At 40.6% G+C, this 13760-nt stretch carries 15 protein-coding genes and 1 riboswitch; of the genes, 7 read left to right on the forward strand and 8 right to left on the reverse strand.

Going from position 1 to position 13760, the window contains the following annotated elements; translation table 11 throughout:
* Positions 1 to 736 (forward strand): S-layer homology domain-containing protein (locus VB732_RS08415; RefSeq protein WP_323230357.1); only part of this gene is annotated, 736 nt, incomplete at its 5' end.
* Positions 737 to 1129: 393 nt separating this feature from the next.
* Here VB732_RS08415 and VB732_RS08420 read toward each other — a convergent pair.
* On the reverse strand, positions 1130 to 1786 hold the full coding sequence (locus VB732_RS08420) for a DUF3386 domain-containing protein (RefSeq protein WP_323230358.1): 657 nt from the start codon (positions 1784 to 1786) through the stop codon (positions 1130 to 1132).
* A gap of 101 nt (positions 1787 to 1887) precedes the next feature.
* On the opposite strand from VB732_RS08420, the gene VB732_RS08425 reads away from it, so the two are divergent.
* Together VB732_RS08425 and VB732_RS08430 are read left to right on the forward strand one after the other, a co-directional pair.
* Positions 1888 to 2556 (forward strand): helix-turn-helix transcriptional regulator, encoded by a 669-nt coding sequence (locus VB732_RS08425; protein ID WP_323230359.1) that lies wholly within the window; start codon positions 1888 to 1890, stop codon positions 2554 to 2556.
* 819 nt (positions 2557 to 3375) lie between these two features.
* Positions 3376 to 3753 (forward strand): hypothetical protein, encoded by a 378-nt coding sequence (locus VB732_RS08430; protein ID WP_323230360.1) that lies wholly within the window; start codon positions 3376 to 3378, stop codon positions 3751 to 3753.
* A gap of 94 nt (positions 3754 to 3847) precedes the next feature.
* On the opposite strand, the gene VB732_RS08435 is transcribed toward VB732_RS08430, so the two are convergent.
* The 7 genes from VB732_RS08435 to cbiM form a co-directional block, all read right to left on the reverse strand.
* A complete protein-coding gene (locus tag VB732_RS08435) occupies positions 3848 to 5296 on the reverse strand; it encodes an AAA-like domain-containing protein (RefSeq protein WP_323230361.1) in 1449 nt (482 codons plus the stop codon).
* An 867-nt stretch (positions 5297 to 6163) separates the two neighbouring features.
* On the reverse strand, positions 6164 to 6559 hold the full coding sequence (locus tag VB732_RS08440; RefSeq protein WP_323230362.1) for a hypothetical protein: 396 nt from the start codon (positions 6557 to 6559) through the stop codon (positions 6164 to 6166).
* A gap of 143 nt (positions 6560 to 6702) precedes the next feature.
* Entirely contained in the window at positions 6703 to 7644 is a 942-nt protein-coding gene (locus VB732_RS08445; protein ID WP_323230363.1) for a hypothetical protein, read from the reverse strand.
* Between the two features lie 170 nt (positions 7645 to 7814).
* Complete coding sequence (locus tag VB732_RS08450) at positions 7815 to 8609, reverse strand: energy-coupling factor ABC transporter ATP-binding protein (RefSeq protein ID WP_323230364.1); 795 nt, start codon at positions 8607 to 8609, stop codon at positions 7815 to 7817.
* A gap of 20 nt (positions 8610 to 8629) precedes the next feature.
* Positions 8630 to 9409 carry a cobalt ECF transporter T component CbiQ gene (gene cbiQ / locus VB732_RS08455; RefSeq protein WP_323230366.1) on the reverse strand — a complete coding sequence of 260 codons (780 nt, stop codon included), beginning with the start codon at positions 9407 to 9409 and terminating at the stop codon, positions 8630 to 8632.
* A 43-nt stretch (positions 9410 to 9452) separates the two neighbouring features.
* Positions 9453 to 9827, reverse strand: coding sequence for a PDGLE domain-containing protein (locus VB732_RS08460; protein ID WP_323230367.1), 375 nt, complete (start codon positions 9825 to 9827; stop codon positions 9453 to 9455).
* A 31-nt stretch (positions 9828 to 9858) separates the two neighbouring features.
* Positions 9859 to 10608 carry a cobalt transporter CbiM gene (gene cbiM / locus VB732_RS08465; RefSeq protein WP_323230368.1) on the reverse strand — a complete coding sequence of 250 codons (750 nt, stop codon included), beginning with the start codon at positions 10606 to 10608 and terminating at the stop codon, positions 9859 to 9861.
* A gap of 303 nt (positions 10609 to 10911) precedes the next feature.
* A riboswitch (cobalamin riboswitch) is annotated at positions 10912 to 11052 on the forward strand.
* Between the two features lie 25 nt (positions 11053 to 11077).
* On the opposite strand from cbiM, the gene VB732_RS08470 reads away from it, so the two are divergent.
* The 4 genes from VB732_RS08470 to VB732_RS08485 are packed head-to-tail and all read left to right on the forward strand — an operon-like array spanning position 11078 to position 13760.
* On the forward strand, positions 11078 to 11854 hold the full coding sequence (locus tag VB732_RS08470) for an energy-coupling factor ABC transporter permease (RefSeq protein WP_323230369.1): 777 nt from the start codon (positions 11078 to 11080) through the stop codon (positions 11852 to 11854).
* The gene (locus tag VB732_RS08475) at positions 11841 to 12143 is read left to right on the forward strand and encodes an energy-coupling factor ABC transporter substrate-binding protein (protein WP_323230370.1); all 303 of its coding nucleotides are present in this window, start codon (positions 11841 to 11843) and stop codon (positions 12141 to 12143) included. The genes VB732_RS08470 and VB732_RS08475 overlap by 14 nt, the downstream gene beginning before the upstream one ends.
* A complete protein-coding gene (gene cbiQ / locus VB732_RS08480; RefSeq protein ID WP_323230371.1) occupies positions 12140 to 12952 on the forward strand; it encodes a cobalt ECF transporter T component CbiQ in 813 nt (270 codons plus the stop codon). Before VB732_RS08475 ends, cbiQ (VB732_RS08480) begins: the two co-directional genes overlap by 4 nt.
* Positions 12927 to 13760: an ABC transporter ATP-binding protein gene (locus tag VB732_RS08485; RefSeq protein WP_323230372.1), complete on the forward strand. Its 834-nt coding sequence runs from the start codon at positions 12927 to 12929 to the stop codon at positions 13758 to 13760. Before cbiQ (VB732_RS08480) ends, VB732_RS08485 begins: the two co-directional genes overlap by 26 nt.

Consider the following 13760-nt stretch of genomic DNA (forward strand, 5'->3'; position numbering starts at 1 on the left):
AACACCAACACCCACGCCAACACCAACACCAACGCCAACGCCAACGCCAACACCAACACCAACACCCACGCCAACACCAACACCAACGCCAACGCCAACGCCAACGCCAACGCCAACGCCAACACCCACACCAGCTCCCACTCCCACACCAACTCCCACTATTGAATTAACCGATATTAGTAATCATTGGGCAGGTGGGTTTATTCGGGAATTAGTCAAATTGGGCATAGTTAATGGTTTTCCCGATCGCACATTTAAACCCGATGCTACAATGACACGGGCGCAATACGCCGCATTGCTGGTAAAAGCTTTCAATCCACCACCAAATCGTCCTGTCATTAAATTCAAAGATGTACCGGCAGACTTTTGGGCAGCTAAGGTAATTCAACAGGCATATCAAGGTTTATTTCTCTCTGGTTTTCCTGATAGTACTTTCGGCCCCAACAAAAATATTCAGCGAGTGCAAGTGATTGTCTCCCTAGTGAATGGGTTGGGATTATCTGCTGATGGTACAGGATCTATCAAAGTTTTTGATGACCAAGCAAAGATTCCTGATTATGCTAAAGATGAGGTACTAAAAGCTGTTGACAAGGGGATTATTGTCAATCACCCAAACCTCAAACAACTCAATCCTACCCGCGATGCTACACGCGCTGAGGTAACGGTAATGGTATACCAAGCTTTACTAGATGCTGGCCGTGTAGCGGCGATTAACTCGCCTTATATTGTGGCTTAATATCAAGTTCGGCAAATCCCTTACGATATGTCATTGCGAATGCAACGAAGCGGAATGTTCGCGCAGCGTCTCCAAGAGTTGCAATCGCAAAGGTTTGGGATTGCCACGCTTTGCTAGCAATGACAAAAGTATTAGAGTTTGTTTAAAAAGTCTAATTTATTACTCACCGGGCGACTGGAAGTCGCGGCTACACAGTCAAAACCCACCTTCGTGGGTTAAAACCATTGAATATTAAACGAACCGCCAAGTACGCCAAGAGCGCCAAGAATAGAGAGTTACTCATTTAGTGCGGCCTACATTAAATTGGTATAAAACGATCGCATATTAAATATAAAAGCGATCGCTCTTTAGTTTAAAGAAGCGATCGCTAATTTGTAAATTCTCAAATAAAGTTTAAGCAGCAACAGGTTCCAACAATTTGATGTCAGAGAAGACAAATTCTTGAGTAGATACTTGTCCTGCTGTCTCGGTGCGAATTTCCCGACGATTTAGAATGAAATAGTCACCAACTTTTTCATATTCATCAGTAAACTCGCTTCTACCGCCCTTTTGTTCCCCAGTTTTGGGGTCATGATATACAGAGTCATAGCGGTGGGATAGGTAGCCTTCTCCCGTGTCGTGGCTGCTGAAAGTATCAATTGTCACGAAAGTACCGTGAATTAGACGGTGAACATGGCAGACTTCATTATTGCGGACTTTGTATTTATCGCCCTCAGCCTTACCACCAATTAAAAGCTCAACCGCACCAGTTTCGTCAGTTTTACCATAGCTAAAAGTATTGGCGCTGTGAGTGTCTTCAAAGCTGCGGCGGACGCGGTGAATTGCTATCTCCCAGGCTTGGCCATGAATTGCTTTCTGGGCTGGCTCATCATCTACATCTAAAACTTCGGCTTTGAGATTGGCATTGATGATTACTTTGCCTGTAAAAACTTTATCGTCATGCTTAAAGGTAATATTTGCAGTATAGCCGGGAAAATTCTTGTCCCAAGTATAGCGGTTCTCATAAGCAGCCCGGAAAAGTTCCTGAGCAGAGAGTTGTGTAACTGTCATGTGCTTCTCCTAGTCGCTACTGTTAATTAGCGTTTTAGTTTCGTTGGTATTAGCATAGAAGTAATTGTTGAGGCTTGGATAGTCCCCAACTGGGTACACTTATGGTTAATTCTCTTCACGCTGTATTTGATGCGATCGCTAATGTCCAAAATGAGCAAGAATTAAGGCTAGCTCTCACGGATAAAATTGGTGAGCATTTTGGCGTGCAAAATTGGGGCATTTATTTTCTAGATGAGCAACCAACAAGCCAAATCGATGTTCAGGGTATTCCAGCAGTCTGCTTAGAAAGCAATCCAGTGGGGCGCTATGTGGTTGAACGTCACGCTCCCGCCCATGAACAGTTATTATTATCACCAACAGACTGGAAACATTTTTGTTCGCGTTCCGACCACGAACACGTCATGACTGGGCCAATTGTTTGCAATGGTCGTCTTGTCGGAACCCTAAACTTAGCTCGTGATAAGGGAAATCCCCCTTTTAATGGCAACGATTTAGCCGATTTGAGTGCCTTATGCATTCATTTGTCAGCAAAAATGGCAACTCTGCGGACACCAAAAATATCCCATTCCCTTGTAGTAAGTCCTCTAACAGCACGTGAGTTACAAATTGCCGAGTTAGTAGCGCAGGGATTAACAAATGCGGAAATTGGGGAAAAACTTTGGATTACGCAAAATTCTGTCAAACAAGCTTTGAAGAGAATGTTTCGTAAGTTGAAGGTTTCAGCGCGTGCAGAAATGGTGGCAAAGCTGCAAGATATACAAGTTTCTTGAAGAAGAATTTAGAATTAGAGACTTCCAAAAAAATATCCTATCCCTGTGGGACACTCTGCAAACTTAGGGGTGCAAGACCTTGTGCCCCTATAAATCAATACAGTTCAGATAAGCCCAAAACCCTCATGTAGAGACGCGATTTATCGCTCATGTAGAGACAGCGATTTATCGCGTCTTAAAAGACCAATTATCGATACCAATAACCTTTAACTCAAATATGAGGCAATACGCTTGGGTTAAGAGCGCCAATTGTGCAAAATAGTGGGTTTTGAGACGCGATAAATCGCCGTCTCTACAAGTTTTTTGGTCTTATCTGAACCGTATTGCCCTATAAATATAGAAATAATTTGGGATAATTTATTTTTTGCAAGTCCCTTATATGTCGTAGGTTAAATTCGTAAATTTACCCTACGACAGATGTGGTTTTTAAACTGTTTCCTGTTTAATTTTTTCTATAAATGGCCAATTCCTAGTAATTTCAGGAATCAAACTGGATTCATATAGTTAATGCTTCAGTCTAAATGATTTTGGTTATACTCAGTTAAATTTTTAGCTATCTTTTTAACTGTCTTATCTGTCATTGCATTTTCTTAGCGATAAAGGGAAAATACGAACGTGACAGGAAGAATTCAAGAGTCAAAAGTTAGAAATCAGAATAATTAAATAACCCCAATAAAACTTGATTAATCATATATCAGTCAAAGTAGACCTGATTCTCACTTCTGACTTCTAATTAATTAGTGTTGAATTCTCACTAAAAGATATTTGTCACAATGGAATTACGTCAATATACCCTATTACTGTTCAGGAGGAAAATTAATGAGTTCAGTTAATCAAAAGTATATCAAAATTTTAACAGAAGATCAGGCTATTAAACTGTCTGGCTATCCCATTCAAACAGAAAAGTTTTCTGTTCAAAAGACCCTACGAGATGGAGGAAAAATTCGCTTTAAAATTCGTTATTCTGCGGAATTACAGGGTTTCTCTCTGCTGGAAGTTTTTCTGATGAGAGCGCAGAACGGAATACAAACTGCTGGGATGACTATCCCTAATGGTGGCTCGACGGCTGTTGTTCAAGAACAAGAGCAAGAATTTAGTATTTGGGAGCCAGGAGATTATTACTTCTTTTTTAAAACGTCTTCCAATAACGGAACATTTTTTATTGAGCATTATCAGCTTTATTGGTCAAGTATTTAATTAATTACGCTTTATAAAACTCTGAGCAAAGAAATCCTCCGCCCAGAGTTTTGAAAAGCATAGAGGCGTGAGAAAAAAGTATTTGAGAGTTTGTTTAGGCACGTTTTTGCAATGATTTATATTCCAATTCAGCAACACTAAGTTGCTTTTTAAAGTAAGCACCGTAGAGTTGGCAACGCGGTAAAATGCGATCGCCTTCATAAGCGATCAACCCCAAGCTTTCGAGCTTATGAGCATCAATGGGATTGAGAGAAGGGCTTTGCTTTGCGGTAACAACTTCAAGATACGCTTTTACCAAACTAGGATTTTCTTGCAACATTGCCCAGTGTCGCCATAAATGATAACGATAAATACCACCGTTAGCGATCGCTTCATCTATCAGTTCTTGTAAAGTAATTCCTTGACAGCAGAGATAATACAGAGCAATCCGAATTAGGGCTGGATGTCCCCCGACAAGAGACATCAGTTGTGTAACCTCATTACCAGAAGTCCAGTCTAGTCCATGCCGTTGAGCCAAATATTCGACTTGATGCTTAGTAAATTCTGGTAGACGAATCGGTAATCCAATATTAAATGGAGAACGGTTGATATCCAGAGAGACATACACTTCTGTGGAGTAAACAACCACTAGTCTTAATTTGCGTAAATTCGTATCTTGTCGTGCTTCTTCATACCAAGAACGCAACAAACCAAAGAACTCCTGAGCAATTTCAGGATATTCAAAAAAGCGGTCAACCTCATTTAAGACTAAAACCACGGGACTTTTACTCTGTTTGAGCAAATAAGATTGCAAGTATAAACTGCAACTTAATTTACAACCTATTTCCTCATCCCAGTTGTCATCTAGCTTGGGATCTATGCCTAATTCTGTTGCAATTTGCCAGCAAAAAGAACGCAGAAGCTTATTTAAGTCTGTCAAACAACTCGCATCAAGTTGCTTGCAATTCACGTTTACCGGGCGATAACCTTGCATTTGAGCAAAGGCTAACAGCCGTAGCACAAGAGAACTTTTACCCATCTCTCTTGGCGCTCTAATTCGGATTACACAGCCTGGTTGAATTATTTCTCGATAAATTAGTTCTTCAATGGGAGGACGTTCGACGTAGAAAGGGGAATCTAGAGGTACGGGGCCGTCTGGGTATGACCAAAGGTTTTCGAGTTGGCTAGATTGCTGAGTAGCAAATAAGTCTAAAGGTAAAGACGGTAATACAGCTTTAATATCTGTATTCGAATTTACTGAAGTAATTTGAGAGTTTTCAGTATTGTTAGGCTCACTCAAGATTGTGTAGTCTTCCTTGTGCAGTTCTAAGTTAAAGGCGGTAAAGCACAATTTTAGGGTTTTTTGATCCACGCCTGTATTCAACGACCACAATCGGTTTAGGGTTTTGGTCGAAACATTCATGCGATCGCCTAAATCTTCTAGAGTGAAGTGATTGCCATTGTTTTGAACCTTTTCCATCGCTAGAATTGCTGCTTGTAAGCGCTTCATCCCTGCGATCGTTAGGACAAGTCCCCGCTTCCGAATACTCTTAGATTGCTTCATATCACTAATTATCTGTGTGCTTTATTCTTTTCTGTCTTAGCTATCTCCTCATTGTTTCATGTTTTAAAACAGTTATTCGACAGTTACTTAGCTGTTATTAAATTTATAGCTTTTTAGTAAAAAGTAATACATTAATAATTGAGATCAATTAAATAAAGTAGGTATAAATAAACATAACTAACATAACTTGATTTATTGTTATTTTTCTCCCCGTAGTGAAAGCGGTTGATGCTTATACATCAAGTGTCTTTGACTATTTGTAGATAAAAAATGACAAACCTTAATAGTTCACTTTATTTATTGCCAACTTTTTAAGCTATTACTTAAAGTTATTTATTATCTGTTATTCATCTGAATTTTGTATAGAACAAAGTGGAGGCGATGTCTATGCTTACGGTTCTCAAAATTAGCAATTCTCTTTTTCATCGAATACGCAGTAAGGCGGCACAGCTAGCTGCACTACCCTATTAAAAGTATAAATTTTTAGGACTTATGCCCTGTACAAAGTAATTTTTTTAGTATAAATACGTCGTTTATATAGGAATTTGGTTTGATTTCTGAAAATATCCGTAGGATGTGTTGGCGACAGCGTAACGCATCAAAGCCTTGATAATAGTGCGTTACGAACTCCGTTATAACATACTCTAAAATACCTAATTTCGTTCAAAAATCAAATAGTAATCCTATAGCTTTTTATTAAGCTTCTTTGATGGGAAATAGATCAACGCTGTAGGGGCAATTCATGAATTGCCCCTACGATAGATGTCGTTTTTCAAATCATCTATCTTCAGTCTTGATCTATTATCCTATAAATCCCACCTCTAGAAGGGATGGGTGCGTCAATGCTAATAGAATACTGAAACGCATTTAGCGTCCAACTTGGTTAGAGATATTTTCGCCTGTCTGTGCCGCGCTATTTCCTACATCGCTAGCAGTTTTCTGAGCGCCCTCTACATACCCAGAGCCAAATTCTTTAAAGGCTTCTGCTGACTCTTCTCCAATCTTCTCAAGCCTTTTACCAAGAGAGCCTTCTGTTTCACGAGCTTCTTTATTCCACTGCCCTGTTGTTTTGGGTCTTTGAGCATCATTTTGCTCTATCTGTTCACGAACTCTTTCCTTTAAGCCTTTGTCATTTTGCCCATAAGTAACATTCGTTGTCAGTACTAGAAAGCCAACTAGGACAACAGCCACGAAACTTTTTACCTGAAGTCCTTTAAGTAAGGAACTGATCTCAGAAATCGTCCTAGAAATTAAACTTATCATGCTAATTCACTTATTTTGGAGTACAAATAAACCCTAACTATAAAAAGGTAATTCTTCTTCTAACAAAAGGCATATTTTAGTTATAAAAAAGAAATGATTTCTAAATCTTTAGGAAGAGGCGATTGATTAGATATTATAGATATTTACAATAGATTATCACCTTTCACTGAGTTATTATCTATTTTTTCACCAACTTTTTTATTAGTTTCTAATACTTTTAGCGTAGCATCTATTTCAGTATTTTTTTGCTTCAGAATCGCTTCACGTTCTAAATTGATGGTTTCGGTTGATAATTGACATAATGTTTCTAAAGATATTTTGCCTTCAGCATGTAGCACTTCTAATAAATTTGACGCTGATTCTAAAATTTGCTTTCCACTTCTTATTTGAATCCTCAACTTCTCTTTAGTGGCATCGAAGATAACGAAAATCGATATTTTCCGCCAAATTTTTTGAGTCGAAGCTACAATTTTACAGGAAGTAACAATCTTTCCCTTTTCTGGCAAATGAAGTTCTAAACCTGAATCTTGAATGCTTTTTTGGATTTGCTCAAGAGGTAGTGAAGAGATATCAGTAATTAGATGATCAATATTAATAAAATCTGCCAAATCAGGAAGATTGACAATCGTATCATTTAATGATTCAAATTGAAAGGTAATATTGTTGCCTAAAGGGTCTGTAATAGCATTAAGTTGTACAGGATATGGGGGCTGTGGTACAGACCCTTTTTCATAAAATGAGCGACCTTCAGGAGTAACTGTAATTGGTGATGTTGCTGATAGAGTTTGTAATGAACGAAGATTTGCAGTAGTAGTTTGAATAAATACAGAATCCAGTGCAAGTATAGAAGCTAATTCATCCTCTGTTGGTGGGGGCTGAAATTCAATAGCAGCGCGGATAATAAATTCTTCGAGTATGTTAAATTGTCGTGGTTCTTTGATATTGACTTCTACAGGAGTTTGACGCAAGCTATAGCGAAATTGGCGGGCTGCTAAAACTGATAAACTAGGACTTTGCGCTTCAATTTCGTTTACAACATCTTTGAGATTTTTATCAATAGGTTTATCAGAAGAAGCGAGTAACATCAGTGATATCTCCATGTTAAAAGAGGCAGGGGAGCAGGGGGCAGGGAGCAGGGAGAAAAAGGAAGAATTATTTATCCCAGCTAAGAACTCCTTGCTCCCAACAGCTGCCTCTCCGGTGAAATTTTTAGATAGGGCAATGATTTAGCAGGTGAAAAATATTTGTGGGTGAATTAAACAAATTCACGGTATCGAGATGCCTTAACAGGTGCATGTTCTAACTGACAGTAAGGGCGGCTATAACTTAGTGGTGACTCTAAAGCGTGCCCATGTAAAAACTCTGGATTGCTCATTACCTGTTCAGTTGGGCCATCGTATACGACTTTACCTTGACTGAGAACAACTGTGCGATCGCATAAATCCAAAGCTAAATCTAAATCATGGGTTGCAATCAGTTGTGTCAGAGGTAAAGTTTGTAGCAATTCAATGAATTGACGGCGGGAACGGGGATCTAACTGAGCAGAGGGTTCATCCAATACTAATACTTGTGGGTTCATAGCCAAGACTCCAGCGATCGCAATCCGCTTCTTTTCACCTCCAGATAAATTATTTGTATAGCGTTGCCCATACCATTGGGGATCAATATCAACTGCTGCCATTGCTTGCAGAATTCGTTCGATCAATTCATCACCTTGCACACCCAGATTTAACGGCCCAAAAGCAACATCTTCCCAAACTGTTGGCATGAATAGCTGATTATCTGGGTTCTGAAACACCAAACCCACAAAATTCCGAATATTTTGCAAATTTTCCGAGTTTATAGACCACTCTCCAATAGTCACTTCTCCCGCTTGCGGCATGATAATTCCATTCAGATGTAACAGCAGCGTGGATTTTCCCGAACCATTGGCTCCGATTAGCGCCACTCGTTCTGTTGCCTTGATAGACAAATTTATTTGGTCTAAAGCTTGAGTTCCATCAGGATAGGTATAGCTAAGATTTTGAATTGATATTGGATTATGGTGCATTGAGATAATGTGAAAAAAGGTTATTTCCGCCAGTAAATAGCCTGACCCAATAGTGCCAAAATTACAGTTAGACTTAAAGCCACAACGTCAGATCGTCCTCCTGGCGAGACTTTTTCCATCATTGGTGGTACTCCTTGATAGCCTCGTGAGAGCATCGCTTGATAAACGAGATTTCCGCGATCGTAAGTACGGATAAACAGCGCTCCAATCATGTTGCCAACAATTAGCCGGATAGAGCGATTGCTGTTCATCAGATTTCGAGACTCCGCCGCCCGACGCATAGCGTTAAACTCGCCGATCAACACGCTGATATAGCGATACATAGATGCCAGAATTGCTACTAATAGTGGTGGAGTTCTTAATTCCAGCAGGGCATGAAGCAGGGCTGTTACCGAAGTTGTTAAAGTCAGTAAGTTTAGTATTAGCAGCGATAGCAATGCTTTAAGCGTGACGCTACCCAAGACAGTTAGCCCCACTGTCGTAATCTGCAATGATCCCCAAGACCATAACACCTCGCCACCACCCCGAAATAAAGTACCCAGGAGAACGACACTAATAAACGTTAGCTCAACTGCTAACCGTTTCACTAGTACTGATAGGGTGACTTTACTAAGCAAGACTAGACTGATTAAAGCTAATCCATAAATAGCCCAAGTCCACCAATGCCCATTTGGTGTTAGAGCATTGGCAAACACAAACAATAAGGTACAAAGTATCCGAGTACGGGGAGCGAGTTTGTGCCAAAGAGTAGCTTGTTTGCTATCGATATCCAGCACAAACGCCCCAACGTGCAGCAGCATGATGTTCAGTTCCTATCTGTATTTAATTACTAATTACGAATTGTTAATCTGGCGCATCTGAGTCTGAATCAGCATTATTCTGTGTAGAAGGTGAACTAGAACCACGAACAACTAGTTTGCCAATACCCCAGGCTAAACCAAAAGTTGCTAGTGTTCCGACTAACCCAGCTAATGGAGTAGCGATCGCTTCTGGTACTCCTCTAAGGGCATACTCATCAAAAATCCCATAAAAGGGTAATTTGTGAGCGGGTTTATCTTCGAGTGCTTTGTTGTCAAACTTCAAGTCTTCTGAGACTCTATCTAGCCCATCTGGGTTTTGACTTGCTAGTGGCGAAAGGAAAATTGCAATCAACAGGGCAATACCTAAGCCAGCGATAACAAAAGCTTGGTTGCGCGATCGCGAAAGGTTGCTACTCATAAGTATTAAATCCTGATTCAACACACACCTTTTAATAACGAGAGACGGGACGAGACACAGGTGATTTTATCTTACGAGGTGGATCGTAAAATAAATCAGGTCGAGTCCGCCAAATAAAGCTGAGTGCTACGACGGTGATCAGCGCTTCGCCAATGCCAATTACAATATGCCAAGAAGCCATCGCTGTCAAACCTACCATCAGAGGAACTGTTCCAGACACAGCTAGTTGTAAGGCACACACAACTGAAGCTACCATTACACTTGTCCAAGCAGCGATCGCCGCACCAATTGTCATACCCCGCAAGGTATCGCGCCCAGTAGCAAATCTGACTGTGCGATAGAGATAGTAACCACCAAAAGTCCCAATTAATCCCATATTAAAGATGTTGGCTCCTAAAACGGTCAGTCCACCATCTTGAAACAGAACAGCTTGCACGATGAACACTGCAACCATAACTAGCGAGCCAGCCCAGGGGCCTAATAAAGCTCCAGCTAGTGTTCCGCCTAAAAGGTGTCCAGAAGTGCCTCCTGGAATCGGGAAATTGATCATTTGCGCTGCGAAGATAAATGCTGCACAAACTCCCATTAAAGGTACAGCCCGTTCTTGGTATTCTGCCTGCGATCGCTTAGTCGCTACTGTAATTAGACTTAGGGCAATTATCCAGGTGATCAGGATAACGGGTAAGTTCAAAAAGCCATCTGGAATGTGTAGAGCTAGCGGCTGTATTACCCAGTACAGCCAGCCGAAGGACGAAGTACCCATAAATGGTATTGTTTCCATATTCTCAGAAGTGTCCTTTGCAGCCAGATTGTATTTAAACGTTTAGTTGTCTAGTAGACCACGTATTCTCTAAAAACTTCAATCCAGTGGGGGGGCATATTAAACCAATTCGCAATGGGCTTCGCCCCGCTACGCTAACGCAATTTCCGATTTGCAATTACGTTTTGTGACGGGGATTTGAATTAGGCATCAAAACGTGTTGCCCCTATTAGGCAGGGACTTAAACCCCCAAATTTTGTTAAATACAATCAATTTAGGTTGATAGGATTATTTTGTTCGCGGTCTTGATGCTTGAGCAATAGTGATATAGTTACTCCAATCGGTTCTGATGGGGAGCAGCCATTGGACGCAAGGGGGAAAGTCCGGTGTGAATCCGGCGCTGTCCCGCAACTGTGAGCCAAAATTAGGTGAGTCAGGATGCCCGCCGATGGGAACCAATTCGTTAACATAAATCTGCGAGGTACAGGTTATGAAAAGAAAAAAACAGGCGTTAGTTAGTCTAACCCTGATGGGAGTTATTAGTTTTTACTTGGTAGTTGGTTTCCCCAAACCCGCTTATGCTATGCACATTATGGAAGGTTTTTTACCAGTGCAGTGGGCGGTTTTTTGGTGGATTGTGGCATTACCATTTTTTTTATTAGGATTGCGTAGTCTGACTCGCATTACCCAAGCTAACCCGGAACTAAAACTACTACTGGGATTGGCTGGTGCTTTCACTTTTGTACTGTCAGCGTTGAAGATTCCTTCTGTCACAGGTAGCTGTTCTCATCCTACAGGGACGGGGTTAGGTGCGGTGCTGTTTGGCCCTCTCACCATGACGGTTTTAGGTAGCTTGGTATTGTTATTTCAAGCTTTGTTATTGGCGCATGGCGGCTTGACGACGCTGGGCGCAAATGCTTTTTCGATGGCGATCGCTGGCCCATTTGCAGCTTACTGGATATATAATCTGACAATTAAGCTGAGTGGTAAACAAAAAATCGCCATATTTTTAGCAACTGCGATCGCAGATTTACTAACCTACGTTATAACTTCTATTCAACTCGCCCTAGCTTTCCCTGCCCCCGTTGGTGGATTTATCGCTTCATTTACCAAGTTCGCCGGAATTTTTGCTATAACTCAAGTTCCCTTAGCAATTAGTGAAGGATTACTAACTGTGTTGGTATGGAACTGGCTGCAATCTTATAATCCTCAAGAATTGGAACTGTTGCAATTAATCAAGCGAGGAAATGGTAATGAGTCAATCTAAAAAAGGGTTGAGTAACTGGCTGTTGGTAGTAGCTGTATTAGCTTTAGCAGTTGCACCATTGATATTTGTGCGGAGTGGGGAATTTGGCGGTTCTGATGATCAAGCCAAAAAAGCAATTACTGAAATACAACCCGGATATCAACCCTGGTTTAAATCACTATTTGAACCTCCTAGTAGTGAGGTAGCAAGCTTGTTATTTGCTTCGCAAGCAGCTTTGGGTGCTGGAGTTGTCGGTTATGCAATTGGGTTGTATAAAGGACGTTCCCAACAACAAAAGCGTGAAGAATGAGCTTGCAATTAGACACTTTAGCTTATACTAATCGACTCCGAAGATTGCCACCAGAACATAAAATAATTTTTGCATTCACTACTCTTGCAATTTCCCTTACTACCCATCCGCTAGTACAAATTTTAATAGCGATTTGGATGGGTATTTGGATAGTTATTTATGCAAGAATCCCGGCTGGTGTTTATTTTCGGTTGTTAATGTTCACCATAATTTTTTGTTTGACAAGCTTACCAGCTTTGATGGTGAATGGAGTTGCTATACCTGATTTGCCCAAGGTGCAATTAGACTCGTGGTATGGATTCGCTTTCGGACACTTTTATATTTATATCAGTCATAGTGGCAGTATCCAAGCATTGGGAATTTTAACTAGAGCATTAGCCTCTGTTTCTTGCTTATATTTTCTCATGTTAACAGTGCCTTTCCCAGAGATATTACAAACTCTGCGTTACTTACGATTTCCTGTGCTTCTGAGCGATTTGTTATTACTAATGTATCGGTTTATTTTCATCCTGCTAAATACAGCTAGTGAATTGTTGACTGCCCAAAATGCTCGTGGTGGCTACCGTACTTGGCATAGTGGAATGAAAAGTTTAGCACTACTAATCGGACAACTATTACAGCGAACCTTACAACGTTATAGTCAGTTCTCTCTCGGATTGGAAGCACGCGGTTTTGTCAGTGAATTTCGAGTTTGGCATCCCCGCCGTTATCATCCTCAAAAGCGGTATATCATTGAAGCTATTTTCGGCTGTGTAGTATTAATAGGATTGGATTTTTGGCGGAATGCAGGAATATTTACTCGAATTTGAGCAGGTTTATTACACCTATCCAGTAGCACAGCAATCAGCTTTGAATGGTCTAACACTTAAGATTCCATCTGGCAAAAGGTGTGCATTAATTGGTCAAAATGGTTGTGGTAAAACTACACTATTTTTATTAGCTAATGGTCTATATAAACCTAATTCTGGTCTTGTGCGTTGGCGTGGTGAACCGTTAAGTTATAGTCGAAATTATCTGAGTAGTTTACGGCAGAAGGTTGGGTTAGTATTTCAAGATCCAGAACAACAATTAGTAGCTTCTACTGTTGAAGAAGATATATCTTACGGTTTGTGTAATTTGGGCTTACCAGAATCAGAAATTAAAAACCGAGTAGAGCAAGCATTAGTTGAATTTGGGCTGACTGCTTTAGCCGAAAGACCTGTACATCATCTAAGTTTAGGACAAAAGAAGCGAGTTTCTATAGCAGATGTGATGGTATTGCGGCCAGAACTTTTGGTGCTGGATGAGCCAACGGCTTATTTAGATATCAAACATACTCGAAACTTGATAGCAACGATGAAAAAAATTCATGAAGATGGGACTACTTTAGTGATGGCAACCCATGATTTGGATTTAGTTTATCGGTGGGCAGATTGGGTTTTTGTGATGGATAAAGGGCGACTGATGCTAGAAGGGGAACCACAAGATGTATTTAGTCAACGGGCACTTTTATCGGAGTTAGAGTTAGGTGTACCATTTATATATGAGATGTTATTTGATGGGCTATCTGCTGAGGAAGAAGTAGTTATAGAACGAGTGCGACGGCGAATATTAGAGCAATTTCGGAATGTCCCGTGA

This window comes from Nostoc sp. UHCC 0252, assembly GCF_034931145.1.
Taxonomy (GTDB): domain Bacteria; phylum Cyanobacteriota; class Cyanobacteriia; order Cyanobacteriales; family Nostocaceae; genus Nostoc.